Annotated in this window: 25 protein-coding genes; 10 read left to right on the top strand and 15 right to left on the bottom strand. The window is 27.7% G+C overall.

The annotated features are described in order from the left end of the window. Window position 1 precedes the first annotated feature (1 nt). The 8 genes from CARM_RS04510 to CARM_RS04475 form a co-directional block, all read right to left on the bottom strand. The gene (locus CARM_RS04510) at window positions 2-2,701 is read right to left on the bottom strand and encodes a cytochrome c biogenesis protein CcsA (RefSeq protein WP_139425405.1); all 2,700 of its coding nucleotides are present in this window, start codon (window positions 2,699-2,701) and stop codon (window positions 2-4) included. A 14-nt stretch (window positions 2,702-2,715) separates the two neighbouring features. Next, entirely contained in the window at window positions 2,716-3,315 is a 600-nt protein-coding gene (locus CARM_RS04505; RefSeq protein WP_139425403.1) for a SoxW family protein, read from the bottom strand. A 61-nt stretch (window positions 3,316-3,376) separates the two neighbouring features. Continuing rightward, window positions 3,377-5,443: a rhodanese-like domain-containing protein gene (locus tag CARM_RS04500; protein WP_139425400.1), complete on the bottom strand. Its 2,067-nt coding sequence runs from the start codon at window positions 5,441-5,443 to the stop codon at window positions 3,377-3,379. A 47-nt stretch (window positions 5,444-5,490) separates the two neighbouring features. Continuing rightward, a complete protein-coding gene (locus CARM_RS04495) occupies window positions 5,491-7,425 on the bottom strand; it encodes a multiheme c-type cytochrome (RefSeq protein ID WP_139425399.1) in 1,935 nt (644 codons plus the stop codon). Between the two features lie 170 nt (window positions 7,426-7,595). After that, the gene (locus CARM_RS04490; RefSeq protein WP_139425397.1) at window positions 7,596-8,231 is read right to left on the bottom strand and encodes a S24 family peptidase; all 636 of its coding nucleotides are present in this window, start codon (window positions 8,229-8,231) and stop codon (window positions 7,596-7,598) included. 117 nt (window positions 8,232-8,348) lie between these two features. After that, on the bottom strand, window positions 8,349-8,843 hold the full coding sequence (ftnA, locus tag CARM_RS04485; RefSeq protein WP_139425395.1) for a non-heme ferritin: 495 nt from the start codon (window positions 8,841-8,843) through the stop codon (window positions 8,349-8,351). Window positions 8,844-8,914: 71 nt separating this feature from the next. Continuing rightward, a complete protein-coding gene (locus tag CARM_RS04480) occupies window positions 8,915-10,141 on the bottom strand; it encodes a sensor histidine kinase (RefSeq protein WP_244948517.1) in 1,227 nt (408 codons plus the stop codon). A gap of 56 nt (window positions 10,142-10,197) precedes the next feature. Further along, window positions 10,198-10,857 carry a response regulator transcription factor gene (locus CARM_RS04475; RefSeq protein ID WP_139425394.1) on the bottom strand — a complete coding sequence of 220 codons (660 nt, stop codon included), beginning with the start codon at window positions 10,855-10,857 and terminating at the stop codon, window positions 10,198-10,200. A gap of 84 nt (window positions 10,858-10,941) precedes the next feature. Between CARM_RS04475 and CARM_RS04470 the strand changes: the two genes are divergently transcribed. The 6 genes from CARM_RS04470 to CARM_RS04445 are packed head-to-tail and all read left to right on the top strand — an operon-like array spanning window position 10,942 to window position 17,176. Further along, window positions 10,942-11,925, top strand: coding sequence for a substrate-binding domain-containing protein (locus tag CARM_RS04470; protein WP_139425392.1), 984 nt, complete (start codon window positions 10,942-10,944; stop codon window positions 11,923-11,925). Window positions 11,926-11,939: 14 nt separating this feature from the next. After that, a complete protein-coding gene (pstC, locus tag CARM_RS04465; protein WP_139425390.1) occupies window positions 11,940-12,854 on the top strand; it encodes a phosphate ABC transporter permease subunit PstC in 915 nt (304 codons plus the stop codon). Then, window positions 12,851-13,939: a phosphate ABC transporter permease PstA gene (gene pstA / locus CARM_RS04460; RefSeq protein ID WP_139425388.1), complete on the top strand. Its 1,089-nt coding sequence runs from the start codon at window positions 12,851-12,853 to the stop codon at window positions 13,937-13,939. Before pstC ends, pstA begins: the two co-directional genes overlap by 4 nt. Beyond that, window positions 13,936-14,676: a phosphate ABC transporter ATP-binding protein PstB gene (gene pstB / locus CARM_RS04455; RefSeq protein ID WP_139425386.1), complete on the top strand. Its 741-nt coding sequence runs from the start codon at window positions 13,936-13,938 to the stop codon at window positions 14,674-14,676. The genes pstA and pstB overlap by 4 nt, the downstream gene beginning before the upstream one ends. A gap of 59 nt (window positions 14,677-14,735) precedes the next feature. Beyond that, on the top strand, window positions 14,736-15,947 hold the full coding sequence (locus CARM_RS04450) for a DUF2920 family protein (RefSeq protein ID WP_139425384.1): 1,212 nt from the start codon (window positions 14,736-14,738) through the stop codon (window positions 15,945-15,947). Window positions 15,948-15,961: 14 nt separating this feature from the next. Beyond that, a complete protein-coding gene (locus CARM_RS04445; protein ID WP_139425382.1) occupies window positions 15,962-17,176 on the top strand; it encodes a DUF2920 family protein in 1,215 nt (404 codons plus the stop codon). A gap of 30 nt (window positions 17,177-17,206) precedes the next feature. On the opposite strand, the gene CARM_RS04440 is transcribed toward CARM_RS04445, so the two are convergent. The 7 genes from CARM_RS04440 to CARM_RS04415 are packed head-to-tail and all read right to left on the bottom strand — an operon-like array spanning window position 17,207 to window position 22,119. After that, entirely contained in the window at window positions 17,207-18,166 is a 960-nt protein-coding gene (locus tag CARM_RS04440; RefSeq protein WP_139493266.1) for a 3-oxoacyl-ACP synthase, read from the bottom strand. Further along, window positions 18,163-18,387 (bottom strand): phosphopantetheine-binding protein, encoded by a 225-nt coding sequence (locus CARM_RS04435; protein ID WP_139425380.1) that lies wholly within the window; start codon window positions 18,385-18,387, stop codon window positions 18,163-18,165. Before CARM_RS04435 ends, CARM_RS04440 begins: the two co-directional genes overlap by 4 nt. Then, window positions 18,362-18,607, bottom strand: coding sequence for a hypothetical protein (locus CARM_RS08430; protein WP_236633236.1), 246 nt, complete (start codon window positions 18,605-18,607; stop codon window positions 18,362-18,364). The genes CARM_RS04435 and CARM_RS08430 overlap by 26 nt, the downstream gene beginning before the upstream one ends. Beyond that, window positions 18,604-19,122 (bottom strand): formyltransferase family protein, encoded by a 519-nt coding sequence (locus CARM_RS04430; RefSeq protein WP_236633237.1) that lies wholly within the window; start codon window positions 19,120-19,122, stop codon window positions 18,604-18,606. The genes CARM_RS08430 and CARM_RS04430 overlap by 4 nt, the downstream gene beginning before the upstream one ends. Continuing rightward, on the bottom strand, window positions 19,112-19,852 hold the full coding sequence (locus tag CARM_RS04425; protein WP_139425378.1) for a GNAT family N-acetyltransferase: 741 nt from the start codon (window positions 19,850-19,852) through the stop codon (window positions 19,112-19,114). The genes CARM_RS04430 and CARM_RS04425 overlap by 11 nt, the downstream gene beginning before the upstream one ends. Further along, window positions 19,839-21,335: an amino acid adenylation domain-containing protein gene (locus CARM_RS04420; protein ID WP_139425376.1), complete on the bottom strand. Its 1,497-nt coding sequence runs from the start codon at window positions 21,333-21,335 to the stop codon at window positions 19,839-19,841. Before CARM_RS04420 ends, CARM_RS04425 begins: the two co-directional genes overlap by 14 nt. Window position 21,336: 1 nt before the next feature. Then, on the bottom strand, window positions 21,337-22,119 hold the full coding sequence (locus CARM_RS04415) for an AAC(3) family N-acetyltransferase (RefSeq protein WP_139451831.1): 783 nt from the start codon (window positions 22,117-22,119) through the stop codon (window positions 21,337-21,339). A 71-nt stretch (window positions 22,120-22,190) separates the two neighbouring features. Between CARM_RS04415 and CARM_RS04410 the strand changes: the two genes are divergently transcribed. The 4 genes from CARM_RS04410 (at window position 22,191) to pepE (ending at window position 26,404) form a co-directional block, all read left to right on the top strand. Further along, window positions 22,191-23,435, top strand: a complete 1,245-nt coding sequence (locus tag CARM_RS04410) for a DUF2920 family protein (RefSeq protein WP_139425374.1) — start codon at window positions 22,191-22,193, stop codon at window positions 23,433-23,435. Between the two features lie 106 nt (window positions 23,436-23,541). Next, window positions 23,542-24,858, top strand: coding sequence for an MATE family efflux transporter (locus CARM_RS04405; protein WP_139425371.1), 1,317 nt, complete (start codon window positions 23,542-23,544; stop codon window positions 24,856-24,858). Then, a complete protein-coding gene (locus tag CARM_RS04400; protein ID WP_139425370.1) occupies window positions 24,834-25,499 on the top strand; it encodes a M48 family metallopeptidase in 666 nt (221 codons plus the stop codon). The genes CARM_RS04405 and CARM_RS04400 overlap by 25 nt, the downstream gene beginning before the upstream one ends. A 74-nt stretch (window positions 25,500-25,573) precedes the next feature. Beyond that, on the top strand, window positions 25,574-26,404 hold the full coding sequence (gene pepE / locus CARM_RS04395) for a dipeptidase PepE (protein WP_139425368.1): 831 nt from the start codon (window positions 25,574-25,576) through the stop codon (window positions 26,402-26,404). The last annotated feature ends 81 nt before the right edge of the window (window positions 26,405-26,485 follow it).

Here is a 26,485-nt window from a genome sequence, read left to right as displayed (position 1 = left end):
TTTAAAAACTAGGCGTTTGTAAATCTCTTTTAAAACTAGCACTTACTATTAAAATAAAGTTAATTATCACTAAAACATATACGAAAGTTGGTATAGGAAAAGAATCTCCATTTGCGTAAGAATGAAGTCCTGAAAGATAAAAATTTACTCCAAAATATGTCATTAAAATACTATAAAATGCCAAAATACTAGCACATGCAAAAATAAAGATAAAATGTGTTTTAAATATAAATCTTAAATGCAATACCATAGCATAAATTACAATGGAAATCAAAGCCCAAGTTTCTTTTGGATCCCATCCCCAATATCTACCCCAACTCTCATTTGCCCAAACTCCACCTAAAAAATTACCTATTGTAAGCATAGCAAGTCCTATAATCATAGACATTTCATTTATACAATGAAGTTTGATAATATTTTGATCTATATTGATACTTTTTCCTCTTAAAGTAAAAAGTATCAAGCTTAAAATTCCAATCATAAAGCAAAGTGCTAAAAATCCATAACTAGCGGTGATAATTGAAACATGTATGTTAAGCCAATAAGATTTTAACACAGGAATTAAATTTCCTATTTGAGGGTCCATAAAACCAAGATGTGCAACAAAAAGAGTAATACCTGCTAAAAAACTAGCACAACTGAGTGCTAATGGAGAGTTTTTGAAAAAAATTATAGCGCTTATTGCACATGCAAAAGCAATATATATCATACTTTCATAAGCATTACTCCAAGGTGCATGATCTCCTACATACCATCTAGCTATTAGTGCTATAGTATGTATAAAAACACATATGGATAAAATGATATATAAAATTTTATAAATAAAGCGAGAGAAAGGTATATTTTTTAGCATAGTATAAAAACTTAAGATAAATAAAACTAAAGCAAAGCTGATATAAGCAAAAGTGAGATTGTCAAAAATATTATAATGGTTTAGTAAAATCTCAAAATCAATTCTTTCTTTCTGTGGTAATACTTTGCTTCCATAGTGTAATTGATAATCTTTTAATGATTGTAAAATTTCATTTGGGGTTTGCCATTCATTATTTTCGACACTTTTGCGTGTTTGTAAAAAATAATTAACTAAAAGCATTTGCAAGCGTTCAACATCTTCTTTTGCAAATGGTAAAATTTGAACAGGTGAGAACCATTTTAAAGTTTGTTCGTTAATATCAGGAATGATAGTTAAAGCCTGTCCGCTATAAATATAGTAAGCATGATTGATTTTTTCATCTAATGCTAATATATCTTTATCAAAATTTGTTCGTAGAGCGGGTTTTTTTCTATTAGCTTCTTCTACATAATTAGTTAATTTATAAGTTCCATTGTCAAATACATCATTAAAGGCTATATATTTTTCATCTTTATCAACTCCTATTAATTCTCTAAGTTGTGCGGTTTTTGTAGCTATCATCTTGATTTGTCTAAATTCTTGAGGATAAATCATCATAGCTAAAAAAATTTGATTATAATGTAGTTTTAAAAAATTATCTTTCCCTGTAATTTTATAAATAAATTCCATAGCAAGGGTATCTAGGGGTTTAATTCTACCATTATAATCTTGAATTAAAAGTTTTCCAAAATTTAAAGAATGCTCGTAAGTATTTTTTTGTAAATTATTTATGAGTTTTAAAATATCTTCTTTTTCATTTTGTGCATAAAGTGGAATTTGAAAACATATAATGAATAAAAATGCAAATACAAAATTTTGTTTTTTCTTTAAATATGCATTTAGTTTATGAAATCTTGAATTTTTATCAAATAAAATCCATAAAAATCCTAAAACAAGCAATCCATATCCTAGATAAGTAGGAATTTTACCAGGATCTTTATTTACAGAAAGTATTGTGCCTTGTTCATCTTGATCGTATGAGCTTTGAAAAAATCTATATCCTCCATAATCAAGAACATTATTCATAAAAATGTCATAGTAAGAAATTACATTATCATTTTGATCTATAATTTTAACTTTAGAAGTGTATGATGATGGACTCATAGAACCTAAATAACGCTCTAATGAAAAATCTTCCAAATATAATGAAAAAGGAAGTTTTATTTCTTTTGGTCCCCAGTTTATATTAAATTTTTTTCCTTTAAAATCAAAACTAAGCATTTCTTTTCCGTTGAAATTTGGATTTAGTGTTAGAAGTTTATTGTCGTTTTGATAATGGATATTTAATTCTAAACTTGCTGGTGTAATAGAGTCTTTTTGTGGAGTATAATTTATAGATTTGATAGATATTTTCTCATTTGCTAAAGTAAAAGTTTTTTCAAAATGATTTTGAGTAAGAGAGGTAAAATTAATAGGAAAATCTAAACTTAAATTTGTATCAAAATCTATAATTTTTATAAATTCTTCTCTAGTAACTATGATATTAGAACTTTCTCCTTCTCTAATATGCATTCCACCTTCTAAGCCAAAATATCGAGTTAATCCTGCTCCAATTAAAATAATAATGAAAGATATATGCAAAAGCAAGCTTGGATATTTTTTTCTTTGAATAAGTTTATTATAAAATATAACTCCGATTAGATTAAGTCCTAATAATAAATGCAGTATATTAAACCAAATATGATTATAAATTAAAGCTTTGGCAGCACTAATACCATAATCATTTTCTATAAAAGTTGCAACCGCACAAGAAAGTGCATATACACTCATTAATAAAAAACTCATTGCAAAAGAAAAAAAATAACGCATTATTATCCTTTATATTAAATTTTATTTTCTTTATAAAAATGTAAAAGCTTTTTTGCTATCGTTTCTTCATCTAGGTTTTGATTTTCTTTTTTATTTAAAAAATCCATTGTAGCACTAAGTCTTTTAGAGCTAATAAATCCAGGATAATTAAATAAAGTTTGACTTTTTGTATTAAGTATTATAATAGTAGGAGTGGCAATTATATTGTAAATACTTGATAATTCGTTAGTGTTTAAATCACTTTTATGATTTTTATAAAATGTATGAATTTTTTTGTAACTTATGTTTATATAATATGAACTATAGTCATTTTTTATTTGTTTTTGCAATTTTTCATTTTGTATTATTTCTTCTTTTAACTTATCACAATATGTGCAATGATTAGCACTAAATATAATTAAAATATTTTTATTATCACTTTTAATATTTGTATTATCTTTAAATAAATGAGCGATTTCTTGATACGATTTTTTATCTAAATCATTAGCTTTTTTTTGATTTTCTTTTGTGTATTGAGTTCCATTTGAAATTAAATTCGAATCAATTTTATCATTACTCGAGCAAGCAATGAAAATTACACTTAAAATACTAAGTGAAATTGTTTTTTTAAACATTGTAAAATCCTTAAAAATGTTTAGGAGAAAAAGTCCTTATTCGCTATTATAGCGAATAAGGTTATAAGATAGTGTTAAAGAAAGTATAAAGCATCAAAAATAAGAATACTAACCCAGTAATTAGCATTGCAAAACCAGCAAATTTTGCCAACCATTGGTATGCTTTAAAGTTGCTTTTGTTTTCATATAAAGAGCTTAATTTTCCACTTTCTTTTAAGCGTTTATACCATACGCTTCTTTCTTGTTTAATTTCTTCTTCGCTAATACTTCCTGAGAAAATCACCATATCCATAGGGAAGCGATCTGCTCTAAAGTGTGTGTTGAAGAAATGAATTGCAAAAATAAATCCTGTTGCAAGTAAAGCTTCATCAGAGTGAAGTAGGGTTGCTAGATTAATAGCTTCTCCTGGTAAGAATTTACCAAAGAATGCAGGGAACCACAATACAAGCCCTGAAATACCGATGATAAACATACCCCAAAATACTGCTAAATAATCAAATTTTTCCCAATAAGTCCAGCGATCAAATTGAGGTCTTGGACCTAAACCAAAGAACCATTTAAAATGATCTTTCATATCTTTTAAATCTTGCAAATTAGGCATTAAAGAATCAGGACCAAAGGTTGCTTTTAATACTTTCATAAAGCTTAATTTACCAGTAATAGGATCTCTTGCCACATCGCGACGACTCCAATTTACAATGATAATTTCACCAATGTGTGAGAAAAATACTGCAAACATTACTATAGCTGAAATATGATGTATGGTTGCTGCATTAATAATATCACCACCCATTAAGTCAATCATAGGTTTAGCCCATGCTGAATCATAAAATTTTTGTGGTAAGCCTGAGAATGCAAGACCTAAAAAGCTTGCTGCCATAAAGAAATGCTGAATTCTATGGAAAGTACTAAATCTTCTCACTCTTACTTTATCTTCATGTGCTGCTTTTCTTGCTTCTTTCCATTCTTTAGGATATTTTATACGCATAGCAATTAAACGCAAACACCAAAGTATGGTATGAGCTCCAAAGAATACAAACACAGAAATCACTAAAGCTGTCATAAAAATATATGCCCCATGTAATCCTGGATAGTTTTCTCCATCACTATGATCAGCGTGTGCTATCCAATTTGCGAAATTTTCATTAGAGTTTGGATGACACGATTTACAAGTTTCAACACGATTAATTGGTGATAATGTTGAATTTCTTTCACTAGATTTTAAAATATTATGCTTACCATGACAATCAGAACATGTGGCAACACTTGGAGTATCACCAGGAGTACTTAAAACTATACCTTTTCCATGGAAAGTCATATGGAAAGTTTGAGTTTTTTGTTTATGGCATTGTGCACATTTTTGATCTACTAATTGTTTTTGTGAAAAAATTCCTGAATGTTTTGGCGTTACATGCACAGAGTGACAAGTCGCACATGAAGGTTTTTCTTTCTTTTTATCCCCACTTTGAGCAGGTAAAAAATTTTCAACTCCATGAGCACTTTTTGCTAAAGCATTGCTTGCTTTTTCATGACATGTAGCACATTTTTGATTGATTAAATTTTTACTAGCAGCAATATCTGCTCTAATACCTTTGCCTTTTTGGGCATGGCAATCACGGCAAGATGGGGTGTTGCTGAATTTAAATCTTGAATGGATAGTATCTTTAAATTCTATCACATCTTTAGCTTTTTCCCATTTTACAGTGTCTATTTTTTCTACTTTTCTTCCAGATGTTGCCCATGATTCTATACCATCAAGCATAACAACTGAATTTTTATATCCTAGTTCTATAGCTACAGCTGCTGCTTGAGAAGCTTCAAATCTAAAACGATTTAAACCATAAAATACTAAATTCGCATTTTTATCATTAGGTAGTAAACTTTCCCAATTTTCCACATAAGTTGATATAGAATTAGGTATGTATCCATTAGCTTGTCTATCTTGCTCTGAATTTACATCAAAAAAATAGGTATTATTTTGATCTAGCATTTCTTGAGCTTGAGCTAAACTAATTGTTTTAACACCTTCTATTGACCCAATTTCTCCATTAGCTTCAGCAAATAAAAATCCTGATGGTGTAAAAAGAGTAAAAAGAACAATAAAAAGTCGAGTAATTAAATTTTTCAAGACCAACTCCTCATTTTACAAAGGAAGAATAAAATTCTTCCTAATTTTTATTTACCTAGGATATTTTGTGCTTCTTGGATATAAATTAAAGCTTCTTCTATAATTTTCTTAGAATAAGCAGGTCCATGAACACCCCAAGATCCATCTTTTTCTAATCTATCTGCTATGGCTTGAGCTTGATTAGTAAGGTTTAAAACTCTTGATTTTTGCTCTACTGAAAGTTTTGTTTTTTCAGCAAATGTTTTATCAATATTAGCTATGCCTTTTCTAATTTTTTCATAACCCTCTTTAACAGGATTTTGCCACTGCATTACTTTATCATAAATCATTTCTTGATTTGTAAAATGTAATTTTTCAGGTAAGGTTGATTGAACCGCACTATGGCATCCGCTTGCTCCTGGTCCCATTAAATTGATATCACTAAAGCTTGTTCTACCACAACTCCACATTAAATCAAGGAAGAATCTACCTTCATCATCTCTAGCAATAGTCCATCCTCCAACTTTAGGTGATCTTTCTTTACCTTCTGGTGGGTTAAGAGTTTTAGCAGTTTTATCTACTTTAATATTCCAAATATGAGAAGCTCTAACATTATCAAAACCACCTTTATCTGGATTTTGAACCGCACCAAAGTTTTCACAACTCATCATATTTGGCATGTGGCAAGCTGTACAATTATCTTTAGCGTGAATTCCACCTTTTTTAAAGAAGCTTGCTTGAGTTTCGTGACATTCTTTACAAGTTTTTTTAAGTTTTGTTTTAGTATAGCCACTCTTCCAATCGTTGAAAGTTACTTCATGTGGATCATGGCAAGTATTACATCTCATACCTTTGTCATAGTGAGCTGAAGAGTACATTTGAGCTCCTTCGGTCCCACATGCTGGACAACTTGATTTAAAATAAGCATTGAAAGGTTTTCTAGGATTGATTTTTGCATCAGTTTCATTATAAGAAAATCTTTGGTGACATCTTTCACAATTTGATGGCATACCAGCACCTCTTGCACCATAAAGATGAGCTCCTGCTCCGTGGCATTCTTCACAGGTTATACCTTTTGAAATAGTGTGTTTTTGAAGTTCTTTTGGATTACCTAATGCTTTGTAAAATTCATCTTTGCTTTTAAAATCAAATTTAAAGGTATGACAAGTTTCACAATATGCAGTAGCAGGTTGGAAAACAGCTTTTTCTTTATAGGTTGCAGCATAAGAATTTGTTCCCCAAACTTGCGAACCATTTCCTCCAAAATCTTCCATTTTAGTAGGAAAACCAGGCGCAAAAGCTGCTATCTTTTGAGCCATTTCAGGAGTTAAAAATTCACTCCAAAGTCTTGAAAATTGATTACCACCAGCAGTTAATTTACCACTTAAATCACTTAAATTTCCATCTTCTACATGATAAGTTCCACGAACAAGCCATCTATCTATAAAACCATATTTTGTTCTTGGTGTTCCAATGAGAGCATAAACATCATTTGGATAAATTCCATCAGGTAAAATAGTAGCTTGAGAATTATACATAGGTTTTTTTAAACCATCAGCTCCTCCAACTTCTTCCATTTCATGAGGAAAACGAACTGTTTTTGCATGGCGTGATCGCTCCCAAGAAGCATACTGAGCTGGGTGACATTCACCACATTTTTTTGGTCCTACAAATTTATTTGGAAAGTCCAAAAAAGATTCATAAGGTAGACGATAGGTAATTGATGCTTGTTTTAAGCCATGTTCTTTGGCAAACTTAGGTCCATTTTGATTTTCAACCCAGTTTTCCATTCTATCACTATGGGTAAATTTACCTACTAAGCGTCCTTCTTTTTCATATTTGAAAATAGGATGGTTTTTATATAGATAATCAAAAAATGCATCTTCTTGACTAACATAACCATCAAGAGTTCTAGGCTCTGAAGATGCAAGTGATTGAGTAGCTAAGCCAACCCCTAAAGCCAAACACGCATATGTAGCAACTTTAGCTAATTTGTGTTTCATAACTTCCCTTTCATGTGAATTATTAACAGATAAAAATACTCTTATTTACTATCTGTTAATTTAAAGTATAATTATGGCTTTTTTTATATAAAAAGAAACTTATAAAATAAATTCTTGTTTATAATTAGTTAATATTGTTAATAATTTTTATTAATTAGTTAAAAATATTTTTAAATTCTACTTATAGTCCCAACTACCTTACCTACGATTAAAAAATCTCCATTTTGATAATGAACATCTGCGTAGCTTAAGTTAAAAGAGTGTAGATAAACCCCACCTTTATTACTTTTAAAAATTTGCTTGATAAACAAACCATCTCTAGTATTTACTGCAAAAACACCACCTTCTTTAAAAGTTTTACTTTTATCTACTAAGCACAAAGAATCATCTTTGATTTCAGGCTCCATACTATCGCCTATACAAGGGATAATATCGCAATCTTTAGAGCCAAAAAAATTACTTAATTTTTTATCGATAATCACTTCTGAAAAACTTACATTATCATTTAAAGCTCCACCGCCCATAGAAGCATTAACATCGTAGTATTTTAAGATATTATAGTTTAGGTTAATTGATGGAGTATTGTTTCCTAGCGAATCTTCGTAAAAAAATGCATTAATGTTGATATTTCTTTCATTTAAAAAATGTAGTATTTGTTTATAAGGTATAGAATTTCTAAATTTCATACTATAAAAGGTATCAGGATTGATATTTAGCATTTTAGCTACATCAGAATCTTTGGCGTTTTTTATACCTTCTTTTTGGAGTATGAATTTAAGTTTGTCAGTAATTTCATTCATTTGCATAAAAAATCCTTTTAAATAAAAAGTATTTTAGCAAATTTACTTTTATTTTACAAGAATTCTTTTAAATTAAAAGATATTTAGCTTCCAAATTTTAAGATAGTGGAAGCTAAGAAAGAATTATTTATTGGTTAAACTTTTGATGTATTGATCTACCATATATAGACCATTGCCATTGTCACTTATGAGTTTGATTTTATCTACTATACCTCTAAAAAGTGCTTCTTCTTCATGTTGCTCACTTACATACCATTGTAAAAAATTAAAAGTAGAGTAATCTTTACTTGAAAGCATAAAATCTACAAGATTATTAATAGAAGCAGTAATACTTTGCTCGTGTTCGAAAGTTTTTTCAAACACATCAAGTAATGATTTAAATTCGCTATCAGGTTTTTTAACTTCTTTTAATTCAACTTTAGAATCAGTTTCATTTAAATAAGTAATAAGTTTTCTTGCATGATCACTTTCTTCTCTTGCATGTTCAAACAAAAACGCCCCCGCACCATCAAAACTATGCTCATAGCACCATGAACTCATACTTAAATACAAATTTGCTGCATACATTTCTTTGTTAATTTGCTCGTTTAATAAAGCCACTACTTCTTTAGAAAGCATTTTTTCTCCTTGGAATTATTTTTCTTAATGTTAATTATAACTAAATACATTAATAAGTATATTAATAAAAATTATAAATTAATACAAAAAGAAAAAATACTTCCTTTTTGCAAGCTAGATTGAACCTTTAAGGAGCTTTTATGTAGTGAAAGTATTTTTTTTACTAAAAACAATCCTAGTCCAAAAGAATTATTTTGCATTGAATTTGCTTTGTAAAATTTTTTTGTTATGAATTTAAGGTGTTTTTCTTCTATCCCTACACCTTGATCTATAATGGTAAAATTTTGATTTTCTATAATGATTAATATATCTTTTTTGCTGTATTTTAAGGCATTATCTATTAGATTAATGATAACTTGTTCGATAAGAAATTTATCTGCTTTAATAAAAGTAGTTTTTCCTCGAATTTTTAATCTATCTTCTCTAAAGCTTTCTAATAAATTTTTACTTAAAGCATATAAATCAAATCTTTCTATATTTAAAGAATTTAAATTAAGATTAAAAACAAAATTAAGTTTATGTGTTAATTGGTTGATTTTTGCACTTTGTTTATGAATTTTTTCAAGTAAAAATAATTTCATATTTTTATCATTAGTTTCTTTTAAAGATTGCAAACTTAAATCTATAACACTTATAGGATTTTTAAGCTCGTGCGATATAGCACTGATTACATTACTAAGTTGAGTGTTTTTAGTTTGAATTTTTTTGGCTTGTTTTTTGTTTTTTAATTCTTGTTTAATGATTAATTTTTTAATTTTTAATAAGCGTAAATTTAAATTTCTTAATTCATCAAAAAAATTATACCGAGGAGTGAAATCAACATTTGATTTAATGTTTTTAACAAATAATAATAATTCTTGAAAATAAATTTTAAAAAGCTTAAAAACAACAAAATAAAACAAAATCAATATAAACAAAAAGAAAGAAAAAATAATAATATTTTTAATCCAAAAATTTTGTATCCAAGAGCTTATTTTGGGATAAACAATGATAATGTATTGGTAATTTTTATAAGTATATGCTTTAAAATAAATTTCTTTTTGTTTGAAATAATCATGAGTAAAATTAGACTCAAAATGATTTAAAAAATAAGAATAATCTTTCAATGAAGAAAAAACATAATCATCTTGCTTGATGATAAAATCTGCTCTAGTATCAGTTGCAAATTGATCGATATTTTTTGGATTTAATGTTTTTAGTAATTGAAATTGCAATACATCATTGAGTGTTTTTAATTTTTGCTCATAAGTATTTTTTATAGTAGTGTTAATATAGCTTTCATTAAAAAAATAAAACAATGCGAAAAAACTAATACAAAAAAATCCAAGTATAAAAAGAAAAAATGTTTTTATTTTTAACACAATTTATAACCTACCGAGCGCACTGAGATGATATTTTCTTTAATTTGTGGAATTTTTTGTTTTAATCTTAAAATAGCTGTATTGATTGTCTTATCACTTGTTGTGTCATTTTTCCAAACTTGTTCGCTTAGAAACTGACGGCTTAAAAGTTGATTTTTGTGATTAAAAAAACACTTGAGCAATTCTATATCTAGGGTTGATAAATTTTCAAATATATTTGTTTGATAAATTAACTTTCTTTCTTCTATATATAAAGTAAAATCTTGATAAGAAATTTGTTCTTTTGGAATTTTATTTCTTTTGGTTACGGCTTTGATTCTAAATAAAAGCTCATTAAAATCAAAAGGTTTGCATATATAATCATCACAACCTTGTTCAAATCCTTCTAAAATATCTTTCTGCAAAGTCTTTGCGCTAAGAAAAATCACAGGCTCTATGTAACCTTTTTTTCTTAGTTGCTTTATTAATTCTACACTATCACCACTTGGTAAATTTCTATCCATGATGATTAAATCTATTTCATTTTTATCTAAAAAATATTCTAAGTCAAAAAAATCAAAATAACTATAAATTTTTATATTTTCTTGACTTAATCTTAGAGTGATTAATTCATTTAAATCTTTATCATCTTCTATCAAAATAATATTTAGCATACAAAAATTATATCAAAAAATTATGTATCCAAAATGTTTCCAAATTTTTTTAAATTTTCATTACTTTTTAACTAAGGAGAAAAAATGAAAAAACTTTTGGCTTTAAGTGTAGCTTGTTTTATTAGCTTAAATGCGGCGGATTTAAAAATAGCAGGTTCATCTACCGTATATCCTTTTACTTCTTTTGTTGCTGAAGAATATGCTTCTATAAAAAATGCAAAAACACCTATAGTAGAAAGTATTGGCACAGGTGGTGGTTTTAAAGTATTTTGTGAGGGAATTACTGATATTTCTAATGCTTCAAGAGCGATTAAGCTGAGTGAATTTGAAACTTGTAAAAAATTAGGTGTAAGTGATATAGTCGGAGTTATGATAGGTTATGATGGTATAGTTTTAGCTCAAAATAAAATCAATGCTCCATTAAATATAAGCTTATATGATTTATTTTTAGCTTTAGCTAAAGAAATTCCACAAGATGGAAAATTAATCCCAAATCCTTATACTAACTGGCAACAAATCAATAAAAATCTACCAAATAGAAAAATCACAATTTATGGTCCTCCATCAAGCTCAGGGACAAGGGATAGTATAGAAGAGCTTGTGATGGTAGATATTTCTAAAAAAATTCCTGAATATCAAGGTGTATATAAAACTATACGCCAAGATGGAGTATTTATACCAAGTGGTGAAAATGACAATCTAATTATTTCAAAACTTTCTGTTGATAAAGAAGCTTTTGGGCTTTTTGGATATGGATTTTTAGCTAGCAATGATGATAAGATTAATGCTGCTTATATTGATGGTATAAAGGCTGATGAAAAAAATATCTCTGAAGGAAAGTATAAACTAGCTCGTTCTTTATTTATATATATGAACGCTAAGAAAAATCCAGAAGTATTTGAATTTGCAAAAATTTATATGAGTGATGATTTAGCTAAAAGCGGAGCAGAGTTAGAAAAGATAGGATTAGTTCCTTTAGATGAAAAAACTTTAAAACAAACCCAAAAACATATAGAAGAAAAAGGTTTATTAACTGATGAGCTTGTTAAAGCAGGGAAAGTTTTTTGATTTAGGATGAAAAATTGATAAAAGAAAAAATAATAAAATTAACGCTTTTTCTTTGTGCTTTTGTTAGCGTAGTAGTAAGCTTTGCTATTATGCTAACGATTTTAATAGAGGCATTAAAATTTTTTCAAAAAGAAAGTGTATTTACTTTTTTATTCTCAAGCCAGTGGGCAGCAGATGCTGCATTTGTAGGTGCTGATGGAAGTAGTAAGCACGGAGTTTTTGGTGCTTTGAGTTTATTTTGGGGAACTTTTTATATATCTTTAATAGCTATGCTTACTGCTTTACCTTTAGGTGTAATGTGTGCTATTTATCTTGGAGTATTTGCGGGTAAAAAATCTAAAAACTATTTAAAACCTATTTTAGAAATCATAGCAGGAATTCCTACTGTTGTTTTTGGATTTTTTGCAGCTATAGTAGTAGCTCCTTTTATAGTATGGTTTTTTTCTCTTTTTGGTATCAAAGCTAGTTTTCAAAGTGCTTTAGGTGCAGGTTTTATCATGGGTATTATGATAGTTCCTATTGTGGCTTCTTTATCGCAAGATTGTATTGAAGCAGTAAGTTTAAAAAGGATAAATGGAGCATATGCTTTAGGTATGACTAAAAAAGAAGTTATTTTTGCTGTAATTTTACCAGAAGCAATGCCTGGTATAGTTGCAGCTTGTCTTTTAGGGCTTTCAAGAGCTTTAGGTGAAACAATGATAGTTGTTATGGCTGCTTCATTGCGTCCAAATTTAACAATGAATTTTTTAGAAGATATGACAACTGTAACTGTAAAAATAGTAGAAGCATTAAGTGGTGATCAAGCTTTTGATAGCTCTTTGGCTTTAAGTGCATTTTCTTTAGGACTTGTGCTTTTTATCATTACATTAATCATTAATATTTTTAGCGTTTATTTGATAAATCGCTTCCATAAAAGGAAAAATTTATGAAAAAACTTTTTAAACAAAGAAAAAAAGCTTCAAAAAATTTTAAAATATTTTGTAAAATGGGGCTTTATATAAACCTTATTTTTCTTTGTATTTTTTTATCAAGTGTAGGGTATCTTGGAGTAGGAGCTTTTAAACAAACTTATATTTATGTAGAATCTGATAGAAACAATCCTTCTTATGAGCTTTTATCGCGTGCTGAACAAAGGAAAATAAGAACAGGACAAATTAAAGAAAAAACTTGGCTTTTAGCAAATTCTGAAGTTGATCAATATATGAAAAAAAACTACAATAAATTAAGTGATGAACAAAAAAAATTAGTTGATGAGTTAGTTCAAAAGCAAGAAATCAAGCTAAGTTTTAATGTGAATTTTTTCCTTAATGGGGATTCTAAATCACCTGAAAATTCAGGAATATTTGCTTCTATAGTTGGAACTTTGCTTGTTATAGTAGTTTGCATGATAGTGAGCATACCTATAGGAGTAGGTGCTGCTATTTACCTTGAAGAATTTGCCCCACAAAATGTATTTACGCATTTTATAGAAGTAAGTATTAATAATCTTGCAAGTATTCCTAGTATTTTATTTGGACTTTTAGGACTTGGAGTATTTATAAATCTTTTTGGAATGCCTCGCTCTAGTGCTTTAGTTGGGGGTCTTACTTTGGCTATTATGAGTTTGCCTATTATCATCGTTTCAACTAAAGCAGCTTTAAAAAGCGTGGATATTAATATGAAAAATGCTGCATATGCTTTAGGTATGACTAAAATTCAAATGATAAAAGGCATAATGCTACCTTTGGCAATGCCTATGATACTTACAGGATCTATTTTAACTCTAGCAGGGGCTATAGGCGAAACTGCACCGCTAATGATTATAGGTATGATAGCTTTTATACCTGATGTAGCAAATAGTATTTTTGCACCAACAAGTGTTTTACCAGCTCAAATTTTTTCATGGTCAGCTATGCCAGAGCGTGCATTTTTAGAAAGAACAGCAGCAGGGATTATAGTGCTTTTATCTCTTTTAGTGATTTTAAATTTAGCTGCAATACTTTTAAGAAGATATTTTCAAGGAAAATTAAAATGATAGCAAAAACAACAAATCTAAATTTATTTTATGGTAAAAAACAGGCTTTATTTGATATTAACATGGAAATACAAAAAAACAAAATTACAGCTTTAATAGGTGCTTCAGGATGTGGTAAATCCACATTTTTGCGTTGTTTTAATAGAATGAATGACAAGATTGCAAAGATAGATGGACTTGTAGAAGTTAATAAAAAAGATGTTAAAAATCAAGATGTAGTGGTGCTTAGAAAAAATGTAGGTATGGTTTTTCAACAACCTAATGTTTTTGTAAAAAGCATTTATGATAATATTTCTTATGCTCCAAAACTCCATGGAATGATCAAAAATAAAGATGAAGAAGATGCTTTGGTGGAAGATTGTCTTAAAAAAGTAGGTCTTTTTGAAGAAGTAAAGGATAAACTAAAACAAAATGCCTTAGCACTTTCTGGCGGGCAACAACAAAGACTTTGTATAGCAAGAGCTTTAGCTATAAAACCAAAATTATTGCTTTTAGATGAACCAACTTCTGCACTTGATCCTATATCTTCAAGTGTTATAGAGGAGCTTATTAAAGAATTAAGTCATAATTTATCTATGATTATGGTAACACATAATATGCAACAAGGCAAACGCGTGGCTGATTATACTGCGTTTTTTCACTTAGGGGAGCTTGTGGAATTTGGTGAAAGTAAGGAATTTTTTGAAAATCCAAAAGAAGAAAAAACCAAGGCTTACTTAAGCGGAACCTTTGGATAATTTATAATTTTAAAGAAATTTTGACGATATAATATTGTTAAAATTTCCAAAGGCTTAAAATGCTTATTAATAAAACATATTTTATAGACTCTTGTGATGATGTAGAATTAAATATAAAAAGAGAATCTAAATTAGAATATAGAATTACTTTCAATGATAGCAAAAAAATGAAAGCTATAGTTTTTGTTATAGGCGGTTATGGAGCAAATGCTAATATGCATTTTTTAGAAAGTTATAGAAAATTTATAGCTAAAAAATTTGATGTAGTTGTGGTAAATGTTTTGTATCATTGTTTTTGTCAGAGAAGATCTGATGTGGATAGATATAGTGCCACCACTACTTTTATGGAAGAAGATTTAGTGCATTTAAAATTAGCATTAGAGAATTTACATATTGATATAAGCAATTTAAATACTTGTAATGCTTGGCAATATTATGAGTACTTAAATCAAACTATTTCTAATTTAAAAGAACAAAATCTATTAGATCAAAATTATCAAGCACATTTTACTTCTACATTTATCCCGCCTAACAATGAATATCAAAATTTTGGCATAATGGCTGCAATTGATCATATCAATGCTTTAAAAGATATTATGAAAAATTATCCTGAGTTTAAATCTTTACCTAAGATTTATGGGGGGGGGTCTTATGGAGGTTATCTAGCTTTAATGTGTGCTAAGATAGCTCCTTGGTATGTAGATGGAGTGATAGATAATTCAGGAGCAGGGTTGCCGCCTATAAAATATTTCCTAGGAAGAGATTTTGGCAAAGAAGACTATAAATTTAATGATCCTAATACTTTAATTTTTTGCAATTTAAAAACTCACTGGACTCGCAAAGATCCAAATTCACCTTATTATTTTGCTGATGAAAATTATCTAATAAGAGCTTTATCTAATCAAACTCATCTCATCTTACAAGCTCAAAAAAACAAAGGCATTATTTATATAAGCTATCATAGTGCTAAAGATGATTTAACCCCTGCTGAGTATAAAATACAAATGTGTGAAATTTTAAAAGCTTTGGATTATGACATAACTTTTCATTTAATTGATGAAAAAGATATAGATGGAAAATATATTAAAGATTTAACTCATGGTTGTGGAATTCCTGATAAAGCTTTATTCAACAAAGAACTACCAAAAATACTTGAAAAATTAAAAGATAAAACTTTCACAATGAAAGAAGATAGTATAAGTTATCCTTGTAAAAACAAAGTTTTTACTTTTAAGGATAAAGATGATAAATTTGTTTTAGAAATAATTTAAAATAAAGACTAACAATGATAATCAATAAAACCTATGAAATCAATTCTTGCGATGATGTAGAATTAAATATTAAAAGAGAAAGTAAATTAGAATACAGAATTACTTATGATGATAGCAAAAAAATGAAAGCTGTAGTGTTTTCCATAGGTGGTTTTGGGGTAAATTTTAATATAGCTTTTTTAGATTTTGATAGAAAATTTTTATGTGAAAAATTTGATGTGGTTGTTGTTGATGTATTTTATCATTGTTTTTGTGCTAGAAAAAGCATAAATGAAAAATATAACCCAAAAATACTTCCAAATGAAGATGATATAAACGCAATGAAAGATACGCTAATTAAATTAGGAGCTAATGCTTTTGTAAATCAAGATAATTTTTTTGATTTTATCCCATTTATAAATGCGAAAGTTCAAGAAATGAAAGACAATGCAAATATAGATGAAAATGCAAAAATCATTTTATCTTATGATTTTATCCCGCCCAACAATGAATATCAAAACTACGGCATTATGGCTGCAATTGATCATATCAATGCTTTAAAAGATATTATGAAAAATTATCCTGAGTTTAAATCTTTACCTAAGATTTATGGGGGGGGGTCTTATGGAGGTTATTTAGCGTTGCTTATTTCAAAAATAGCTCCTTGGTATGTAGATGGAGTCGTTGATAACTCAGGAGTTGTTCTACCACATTTGCCACATGTTTTAGGAAGATCAATGGATATAGGAGAATTTGCCTTTAATGAAAAAAATATTTGTATATTATGTTATGTTAAAAAGTATTGGAATATGAACAAAACTTCTCCTTATTGTTTTAGTGATGATAACTACATGATAAGAGTTATTTTAAATTCAAAGCATTTATATGAACAAAGTAAAATGAATAAGAATATTATTTATGTGAGCTATCATAGTTTAAAAGATGAAGGTGCTCCAGTGCAAAATAAAATAGAGCTTTTTGAAAGTTACAAACTCTTAGGATTTGATACAACTTTGCATATTGTTAAAGATGAAGCAGATATAGATGGTAAGTATATAAAGAGTTTAGAGCATGGATTAAGAATGACAAATAGAGCTTTATTTAAAAAAGAATTACCTATATTGCTTGAAAAATTTCAGGGTAAAAAATTTGATATGAAAGAAGATAGTATATCTTATCCTTGTAAAGATAAGATATTTACTTTTAAAGATTTTAAAGATCGATTTGGACTCGAAATTACACGACTTTGATAAAACTTTGAAGTTTATCAAAGTTTATTTTTAAGCTACATGCATTAAAGGTGATACCTGTTCCAAAGCTTCCAAGGAAAATTTGTTTATACCCCCCCCCATGTATGAAGCAAGTTCTAAAGGTAATTTATTTATAGTAGTATTTCCGTAGTTTTTAAGGATAGCATCTTCTTTGGTGGCTAATTTTAGTTCTTCAAGTAATTTTTGTTTAGAAAAATTACTTGAAGAATGAATGAAAAATTCATCAAAATTATTTTTTTCTAATTTAAAATAGTCAAAAAAATCTTGAAAAAATACTGGATAGTTTTGCATGATAAAAGAAAAAGCTAGATTATTATTAACTTGTATAGTTTCATTTGAGTTGTGATTAAATCCATTAAAGGGTAGAGTTTCTTCTAGACATTGAGCAGAATAAACTTTTTGAGAGAAAAAAGCTTCTTCTTTTGTATTGGTATTTTTTTCTATTAAAATAGCACTTGCACTATCGCTATTGTTTAAAAAGGTGATTTTGTCTTTTTGAGTGTCAATTGCCTTGCTTTTTACACTGGCGCATATTAAAACTACTTTTTGAATATGTGTGTGATTTAATGCTAAAAAAACTTGAAAAAGACTTTGTAAAAATCCAGGGCAAAATCCCAACATATCAAAACACAGAGTGTGTTCGCTTAAATTTAAATTTTTATGAATTAAACTAGTGCAAGCTGGTGCTAAATAATCTGGTGTAAAGCTTGTAAAAACAAGTAAATCAAGTTCATTTTTACAAATGATATTTTTTTCAAAAAGTATTTCTAAAGCTTGTGTAGCTAAATCGCTTGCATATGTTTGCTTATCACTTATAAAGTGATTGTAAATTCCTGAATTTTCTTGTAAGAGTTGATATTTTCTTTCATTTATATTGCAAAGCTTTAATTCATCTTCTTTGTGGAGTGGATTTTTAGGTAAAACAATACTGACAGCTTTAATGGAATGATTATATAGTTTTATGTTCATTGCATCGCTTGTTTTATCATTTCTTTAATATCTTTAAAATTTTCAAAATTTTCAGCTTTGATAAACTCTGCTTTCAGGGGTTTTTTATAGTGTTTTTCTATCTCAGCCACTAAAGCCATAATATCCAAACTATCTATTATGTCATCGCTAAGTAAATTTTGCATATTTTCATTAATATCTTCTCTATCTATTTTGTTAAAAAAATCTTGTATTTGTTGCATTGTGTTCCTTTTTCTGAAAAATTATTTTCATATTATTACTTAAAAATAGAATTATTTTGAGATGGTTTATTTCATAAAATGAAATATCATACACTATATCGTTTATTTTTATTTTAGCTTTAGGGGTTAGATTGCCATTATCCATTGCTTTTAAAAATCTTTCTATGGTTTGAATATCCCAAGATATGTCTAATAAACCATTGTTGGGTAATTCTTTCATTTTATAAATCCCCCTCCCCATGGATATAGAATTAATTTTGGATTGAGGATAAGATTTTTCACATTTGCTAAACATTCTCTAAAAGAATTAATGGCTAAATTCTGCTGTATTTGGAGTAGTTTTATAGCTGTAAAAGATTTGTTAATTTTGATTTCTTTTTGTAAAATGATGTCTTCGGTGTCTATATTGTGATCTACTTTATGCCAAGTGATGCCAGTTACTATCTCATCTTCCCATATAGCCCATATATGAGCATTTCTTCCTTTGTATTTTAGAAGCAAGGAGTTATGATAGTTGATGATGAAATTTGATTCTACGCATTCTCTTTTAAAAATATAAAAATTATTGACGCTTATGATGAAATAATTTTGTATTTTAGTAAAAAAAATATCGAGTTTTGATTTATCTTTTTGAGAAATAAATATAATTTCTTTTTTTAAAAAATAAGTAGCTATTTTTGAGCATTCCTTAGCTACTCTTCCTTCTCCTATTAAATAAATTTCTTTAAAAGTCATAGAAATTCCTGTAAAATCTAAGTTCTATTTTATTAAAAGTAAAATTTGATTTTTTGTAAAAATTTATTGCTTTCGTGTTGTTAATATCAACATATAATTTGTAAAATTTTGCGTTTTTATTTTCTATAAAAAAATGATTTAGTAATGCATAGGCTATATTGTTGTGTTTTAAATCAGGTTTTATAGCAATATAGTCTAAAATTGTGTTATTTAAAACATTAGTATACAATAAAACACCACATATTTTATTATCTTCTTTGTAACATAAAATATTGTTGATATATTTTTTAAAATTATTTTTTTGATAAAAAAGGTTAAAGTTGTATTTAAAAATATCATTTAAAAAATTATAACATTCTATTGTTTCATCTATAGTCGGTTTTTTTATGAATTCAAATTGAATAGGTGTTAAATTTTCATTTCTAAGACTCATTTGTTTAAATATTTGAAAACATTCAAAATTATTGAGCTTTAGAAAATAATTATGTTTTTCAAAATATTTTTCTTGATTTCCGATAAGTCTAACAAAAGATGGTTTTATATTATATTGTTTTATTTCATTGATAAAATAAAATAAAAGTTTTTTATCGTAAACAAAGAAATTACCATTTTCTTGTTGTAGAAAATAATTATCGATTGTTACTTTTTTTAGAAAGATATTTTTATATTCATAGCAATTGTGAATGGTAAAATCTCCAAAATCTTGATTCAATTTTTCAAACCATTCCACTTAAAATCTTCCTATCAATCTTACCATTTGCATTTAAGGCAAAATAGTCTATTTTAATAAATTTCTTAGGTATCATATAAGCAGGAAGCTTTTCTTTTAAAAAGTTTTTAAAGTCTAATTCTTCCTTGCTCTCATAAAAACAAATGATTTCTTCTTTAAAGATACAAGCACAATTTTTAACATTCTCGTGAGAATTTATCACACTTTCTATTTCTCCAAGTTCTATACGATGACCCATATATTTGATTTGATAATCTATTCTTCCATAGCATAAAAGTTCGCCAAATTCATTATAGGCTACCACATCGCCTGTTTTATAAAGCAAATCTAAATAATTATCATGCAAAGGATTTTGCACAAAAGCTTGTTTTGTTTTTTCTTTATCACTATAATATCCTAGTGAAAGACAAGTTCCTCTTACATAAAGCTCACCTTTAATGCCTACTTGATTTGGGGTGATTAAATTTAAATTTTCATCAAAAACTAAAAGTTGAGTGTTTTTACAAGCATTTCCTATAGGTAAAAGTTCATCATCACTAAATTGCCTATTAACTATATAAAAAGAACATACATCGGTGATTTCAGTAGGCCCATAAAGATTAGCAAACAAAGCATCAGGAAGATGTTTGCGCCAAGTGTTGAGTTGTTTATTTGGCATAATTTCACCGCAAAAAAGAATTTTATTTAAATGCTTTAGTTTGAAGGTGTCAAGAGCATTGGTATTTGCAAAATAAATTAACACTGAAGGCACCCAAAAAATTGTTGTTATTTTTTCTCGCTCTAAATATTCCAAAATTTTATTTGGAAAAGCAAAAAGATGATTTGGCAGTATATGAAGTGTTGCTCCCATTTTGATAGAGCTAAATATATCTAAAATACTATTATCAAAATAAAATGGTGCTTGATTTGCCAATATATCTTCATGATTTAGTTTAAAAGTCTCACACACCCAAAAAGTATAATCAATTACACTTTTATGGCTTATACTTACTCCTTTTGGTATTCCTGTACTTCCACTTGTGAAAAACACATAAAGTAAGTTTGTATCTATGTGATTTGTTAAGGCATTACTTAAAGCGTTTTCATCTATAGAAAATTTTTCAAAATCTTCTGCATAAATAGTATCAAGATTATAATCTAAATTTAATTTTCTAGAGGTGATTAAAAGTCTTGGCTTTAAAACTTCTATGACTTTTTCTACACGCTCTTTAGGGCTTTTTTCATCTAAAAGTGTGTAGAAATTTCCACTTTTTGCTACACTAAAAAAAGAAAGCAAACAATCAATCCCTTTAGGAAGTATGATTAACACAGGATTTTGCGTATTTTTTGTAAGAAATTTAGAAAGAATTTCACTAGCTATTTTCTTGCTTAAATCATCAAATTCTTTATAAGTTATACCTTTGCCATTAAATTCAACAAAAGCATTTTTACTCCCAAATTTAGTAACACTTTCTTGTAAAAAATCATCAATATGAGTTATCATTTTACTCCTTTAATAAACAATAGGGATTGCTTTCTAATGCTTTTAATGTTTTTTCTAAATAATTTTTCGCATTAATGTTTATTATATGAGCATTAGAAAAATTTAAAATATTAAAATTATTATCATTTTTTAAAATATCCACTTGTTTGCCGACATCTAAATCTGAATTTTCGTCTAATTTTCTAACATAATATTTAATATTTTTACATTCTATTTTACCATTTTCATAAGAGATTTTACCACTAAAATTTTTAAAATATCTATATGGAACGCGAGCTTTTTCTTCTATAAAATGACTAAAAGTATATCCAGCTATCTTAGATCCGAACAAAATTAGTCTGCCGTTTTGTTTTGTTAAAACATCATATACAGAGTTTTCTCCAAAACAACTTGTAGTCTCTTTTAAAAATAATTCTTCTTTAGCTCCTTTTATAGCAAAAGAAAATATAGGATCATTTGTGCGTTTTACCCCCCCCAGTTTGCGAAAATATTCTGTTAAAACCCCAACATTACTTTTAGAATTTATTTTATTATATACTTCATTTTTACAAAAACTATAAGTAAAAGTAGGCATTATAAGTGTTCCTTCTTTACCTATAACTTCAAAAAAGCAATCAATTATAGTTTGTAAAAATTCATTTCTAGGAAGTAAAGGTATGCCAAATTTCATTAATTCACTATGAATGCATAATATATCATTTTTTTGAATACCGAGTTTATAAAAAGATTCGATTAAATCTTTATTAGAATATTTTTTATTGTTGCATTTAAATATATATTTCATACTTTTTTCTTTAATTTGGTTGTAATTTAGATTAGTTATAATAGCATAAATTGTAACTAAGAAAGAAACTTATGATTATAAATCAAACATATTCCATAGACTCTTGTGATGATGTAGAATTAAATATAAAAAGAAAAAGCAAGCTTGATTTTAAACTCATTTATGATGATAGTAAAGAAATAGAAGCTTTAGTTTGTATTATACCTGGATTAGGTGGAGATATAAATGATAATTTATACATAGAAGAATATTGTGCAAGAAATTATAATGTAGCTGTTTTAAGTGTAAATTATCACTGCATAGGTAATCGTCCTCAAACCGGAGCATTATTTTATATCAATGAGTTAGATAAGCTGATTTTAAAAACAAGTCTAGAAGCAATTGGAATAAAACTTCCTATAGATGTGCAAAATTTAAAAACATATGATGAGTTTTATTGCGTGGTAGATGTTGTAAATAAATTTATAGAAAAATTAAAAAAGGAAAAAGAACTTAGTGAAGATTATTATTTATACCTAAGCATAGGTTTTGAACCAACTAAAAATGAATATCAAAATTATGGTATTATGCAAGCAATGGATATATTAAATGCTATTTTATATATAAAAGCCAATTTTCCTTTTAAAATTACAGCGGGGGGGGGTATAAAGACCATTTTAGTAGGTGCTTCACATGGAGGATATTTGGCGAATTTATGTGCAAAAATAGCTCCTTGGAGTGTTGATAGTATTTTAGATAATTCTTCTCATATGACTTTGAATCATAATTTATGGAGATTCATAGGATTTGGAAGAGAGATTGATTATATTAAGTATTGTAGTGCAGGACTTACACACATTTTTAAAAATATAAAACTTGCTGCTTTTGATAAAACTTATTGGACTTCTAATTCTTCTTCGCCAAATTATTTTTCAAATGCTAGAAAAATAATAAGAGAACCATTAAATAAAGAACATTTAAAAACTCAAAGTTTATATTCAAAACCAAAATACATTGCTTATCATTCTAAATTTGATCAATATGTTCCTTTAAAAGAAAGAGAAGATTATTTTGATATTTTAAAAGAATTAGGATTTGAAATCGATTTTACCAAAATAACAAGCGAAAAAGAAATAGATGGAAAATTTATTAAAAATTTACAGCATGGTTGTGGAATACCCATGAAATTACTTATTAAAAAACATTTAAATGAAATTTTAAAAGAACCTTTGCAAGATAAAACTTGCAAAAAAGAAATTTCTTATGAGTGTGATGATTTAATTTATACTTTTAAAGAAGAAAATAACCAAATAAAATTAAAAATTAATAAATGTTAGTTTATTGATTTTAAACCATCTCTGCAAAAAAGATATAAAAAGCAAAAGCTTGTAAAAAGTATTTTTTTTATAAAATTAATTTTTTATTCCATTGTAAAGAGTATTTATGGCTAGCAAACAACTTTCACTCAAACATCTTAGTATGCCTATATTACTTGAAATGTTTTTAAGATATTTTTCTTTGATTATTAATACTATTATGGTTTCGCAATATTCTAATTTTTTGGTTGGAGCTATGGGTGCTGGTAATCAAGTTGCAGATTTATTTATCATCATTTTTAGCTTTTTAAGTGTGGGTTGTAGCGTAGTAATTGCTCAAGCTTTGGGAGCGAAAGATTATGCTCTAGCTAGAAAAGCGATTCATCAAAGTTTATTTTTAAATGCTATGCTTGGCTTTGTGTGTGGAAGTTTGATTTTATGGCATGGAGAATTTTTACTTTATCTTTTGCAAATTCCAAATGAACTTTTAAAAGACAGCGAAATTTACCTACATATGCTTGGAATTTGTTTATTTTTTGATGCTGTTGGTATAGTTTTAGCAGCAATTGTTAGGGTTTATAATATGGCTTATTGGGTTATGTTTGCAACCTTATTGATGAATATAGTAATATTCATAGGCAATTTTTATGTATTGCATTTTACTAAATTAGAACTTTTTGGAGTAGGGCTTAGTAATATACTTGGGCGCTTGGTAGCATTTAGTATGCTTGTAGCAATACTTAGTTTTAAGCTTAAAATTTATCTTAACTTTAAAGAGATGATAAGTCTTGAAAAAGCTGTGCTTAAAAAGATTTTAAATATTGGTGGTTTTGCGGCTGGAGAAAATTTAATTTGGTTTATACAATACACCATAGCCTTTGCTTTTGTAGCAAGTTTAGGTAAAGAAAATTTAAGTGTTCAAACGATTTATTTTCAAATTTCTTTGCTTATTATGCTAGTAGGACAAGCAATAAGCGTAGCAAATGAAATTATCATAGGTAAATTAGTCGGTGCAAAATATTTAAATGTAGCTTATAAACATACTTGGATAGCTTTGTATTTTAGTGTAATGGCAAGTGCTTTTGTAGCTTTATTAAATTTTGTTTTACAAGATTTTACTATGGGTGTAGTGAAGCTTGAAGAAAATTTAAAGGAACTTATGATACCACTTTTTACTCTTTCTATTTTTTTAGAAATTTCAAGAACATTTAATATAGTTATGGTGAATTCTTTAAGAGCAAGCGGTGATGCGAGATTTCCATTTTTTAGCGGAGTGGTATTTATGCTTGGAGTTTCACTACCTGTAGGTTATGTGCTTTGTTTTTATGTTGGGCTTGGAATTTTAGGTGTTTGGATAGGTTTTTGTGCAGATGAGTTTTTGCGTGGTATTGTAAATTCATATAGATGGAAAAGTAAAAAATGGCAAGGCAAGGCAGTAGTATAAAAGGAATTTTAGAATTTAAAGAATTCCGTTTTACTTTTGAAAAGAAAAAACTCAAATATTTAAGACTTAGGATAGATAGAGATTTGAGTTTTAAGCTTAGTATTCCATTATATTATGAGAAGCAAGATGTTTTAAGATTTTTAGAAAAAAATGAAAATTGGATAAGAGCAAAAGAAAAGGAAATTTCATCAAAGCGAGTTGTTTTAGCTAACGATGAGTTATTTTTTTTGGGAAAAAGATATTGTTTGGTTTTGAATGAGAATTGCAAGAAAGTTTTAATAAAAAAAGATAAAATTTTTGCAAAAGACCAAAAAGCTTTAGATTTTTTTCTAAAACATAGCGCTAGAGTGATTTTTGAGTTTCTTATTCGTAAGTGGCAATTTGCCTTTGAAAAAAAAGTACAAAGAATTTGCATAAAAGAAATGGTTTCAAGATGGGGTTCGTGTAATCATCAAAAAGGCTATATAAATTTAAATTTAAAACTTATGCAAAAGCCCATTAAAGCTATAGAATATGTGATTTTACACGAACTTACACACTTAATCTATCCTCATCATCAAAAGGAATTTTATGATTTTTTGTATAGTTTAATGCCTGATTATAAAGAAAGAGAATTAAGTCTTAAAAATTTAATCTTATAGCAAAAAATTTATTTTTCTTTAAAAAATTATTTATTAAAATTAATCGTTTTTAAATATCTTTTAAAGGAAAAAACATGAAAAGAAGAAGTATGTTAAAAGTAGGTGCTCTTGGTTTAGCTGCTATGCTTTTTAGTGGAGTTGCTTTAAATGCAAAGTCAAATGATGCAATTAATTTTCCAAAAGATAAACAAAAAGCATTATTACTTTCAAGCTCTGGCTATAAAGATACAGGTTATTTAAACCACGCATTACCTTGGCTTAAAGAATTTGTTGAAAAAAACAATCTTAAAGGTAAAAAAGTAGCTTTTATACCTTATGCTGGTGTTAGAAAAACTTATGAGCAATATGAAGCTCAAGTTGCCAAAGCTTTAGAAAGCTTAGGACTTCAGATAGTTAGCGTGCATAGGGGAAATGCTGTTGATATTGTTAAAAGTGCTGATGCGATTTTTGTAGGCGGTGGAAACACTTTTGAACTAGTAAATCAACTTTACAATAACAACCTAGTGGAATTAATTGCAAAAAGAGTAAGTGAAGGTGTGCCTTATGTTGGTTGGTCAGCAGGTTCAAATGTAGCTGGTGCCACTATGAAAACAACTAATGATATGCCTATAGTAGAACCAAAATCATTCAATACATTTAATATTTTCCCTCACCAAATCAATCCTCATTTTATATCAGGAAAACCAGTAGGACATAATGGTGAAAGCCGTGAAGAAAGATTAGAAGAATTTTTAATAGTAAATCCTAAAACTATCGTTTATGCTTTACCTGAAGGTGTTGCGTTGTTAATTGATGGTAAAAAAGCCAAAGTTTTAGGTATGGATAAAAATGCTCCACTTTTAAAACTTGAAAACAAAAAAGAAATTCAAAAAATCTCTATAGGTTCTGAATTTAACTACCAATAAAATAAAAAGCTATCTAAAATAGATAGCTTTTTAAGCTTTCCTTAGAATTAAAATTGTTATATTTATATTTTAAATTTAATT

The organism is Campylobacter armoricus (genome assembly GCF_013372105.1).
Lineage (GTDB): Bacteria > Campylobacterota > Campylobacteria > Campylobacterales > Campylobacteraceae > Campylobacter_D > Campylobacter_D armoricus.
The sequence above is the reverse complement of the archived record's forward strand: the minus strand, read 5'-3'. Positions and strand labels throughout refer to the sequence as shown.

What these genes read in the sequence shown, in the direction of transcription:
- CARM_RS08430 (WP_236633236.1), bottom strand. Translation starts at nt 18,607, where the DNA reads ATGAAAGAATTACCCAACAATGGTTTATTAGACATATCTTGGGATATT.
- CARM_RS04435 (WP_139425380.1), bottom strand. Translation starts at nt 18,387, where the DNA reads ATGCAACAAATACAAGATTTTTTTAACAAAATAGATAGAGAAGATATT.
- CARM_RS04405 (WP_139425371.1), top strand. Translation starts at nt 23,542, where the DNA reads ATGGCTAGCAAACAACTTTCACTCAAACATCTTAGTATGCCTATATTA.
- CARM_RS04510 (WP_139425405.1), bottom strand. Translation starts at nt 2,701, where the DNA reads ATGCGTTATTTTTTTTCTTTTGCAATGAGTTTTTTATTAATGAGTGTA.
- pstB (WP_139425386.1), top strand. Translation starts at nt 13,936, where the DNA reads ATGATAGCAAAAACAACAAATCTAAATTTATTTTATGGTAAAAAACAG.
- CARM_RS04445 (WP_139425382.1), top strand. Translation starts at nt 15,962, where the DNA reads ATGATAATCAATAAAACCTATGAAATCAATTCTTGCGATGATGTAGAA.
- CARM_RS04400 (WP_139425370.1), top strand. Translation starts at nt 24,834, where the DNA reads ATGGCAAGGCAAGGCAGTAGTATAAAAGGAATTTTAGAATTTAAAGAA.
- CARM_RS04470 (WP_139425392.1), top strand. Translation starts at nt 10,942, where the DNA reads ATGAAAAAACTTTTGGCTTTAAGTGTAGCTTGTTTTATTAGCTTAAAT.
- CARM_RS04475 (WP_139425394.1), bottom strand. Translation starts at nt 10,857, where the DNA reads ATGCTAAATATTATTTTGATAGAAGATGATAAAGATTTAAATGAATTA.
- CARM_RS04505 (WP_139425403.1), bottom strand. Translation starts at nt 3,315, where the DNA reads ATGTTTAAAAAAACAATTTCACTTAGTATTTTAAGTGTAATTTTCATT.
- pepE (WP_139425368.1), top strand. Translation starts at nt 25,574, where the DNA reads ATGAAAAGAAGAAGTATGTTAAAAGTAGGTGCTCTTGGTTTAGCTGCT.
- CARM_RS04495 (WP_139425399.1), bottom strand. Translation starts at nt 7,425, where the DNA reads ATGAAACACAAATTAGCTAAAGTTGCTACATATGCGTGTTTGGCTTTA.
- CARM_RS04450 (WP_139425384.1), top strand. Translation starts at nt 14,736, where the DNA reads ATGCTTATTAATAAAACATATTTTATAGACTCTTGTGATGATGTAGAA.
- CARM_RS04410 (WP_139425374.1), top strand. Translation starts at nt 22,191, where the DNA reads ATGATTATAAATCAAACATATTCCATAGACTCTTGTGATGATGTAGAA.
- CARM_RS04490 (WP_139425397.1), bottom strand. Translation starts at nt 8,231, where the DNA reads ATGCAAATGAATGAAATTACTGACAAACTTAAATTCATACTCCAAAAA.
- CARM_RS04440 (WP_139493266.1), bottom strand. Translation starts at nt 18,166, where the DNA reads ATGAACATAAAACTATATAATCATTCCATTAAAGCTGTCAGTATTGTT.
- pstA (WP_139425388.1), top strand. Translation starts at nt 12,851, where the DNA reads ATGAAAAAACTTTTTAAACAAAGAAAAAAAGCTTCAAAAAATTTTAAA.
- ftnA (WP_139425395.1), bottom strand. Translation starts at nt 8,843, where the DNA reads ATGCTTTCTAAAGAAGTAGTGGCTTTATTAAACGAGCAAATTAACAAA.
- CARM_RS04430 (WP_236633237.1), bottom strand. Translation starts at nt 19,122, where the DNA reads ATGACTTTTAAAGAAATTTATTTAATAGGAGAAGGAAGAGTAGCTAAG.
- CARM_RS04415 (WP_139451831.1), bottom strand. Translation starts at nt 22,119, where the DNA reads ATGAAATATATATTTAAATGCAACAATAAAAAATATTCTAATAAAGAT.
- CARM_RS04420 (WP_139425376.1), bottom strand. Translation starts at nt 21,335, where the DNA reads ATGATAACTCATATTGATGATTTTTTACAAGAAAGTGTTACTAAATTT.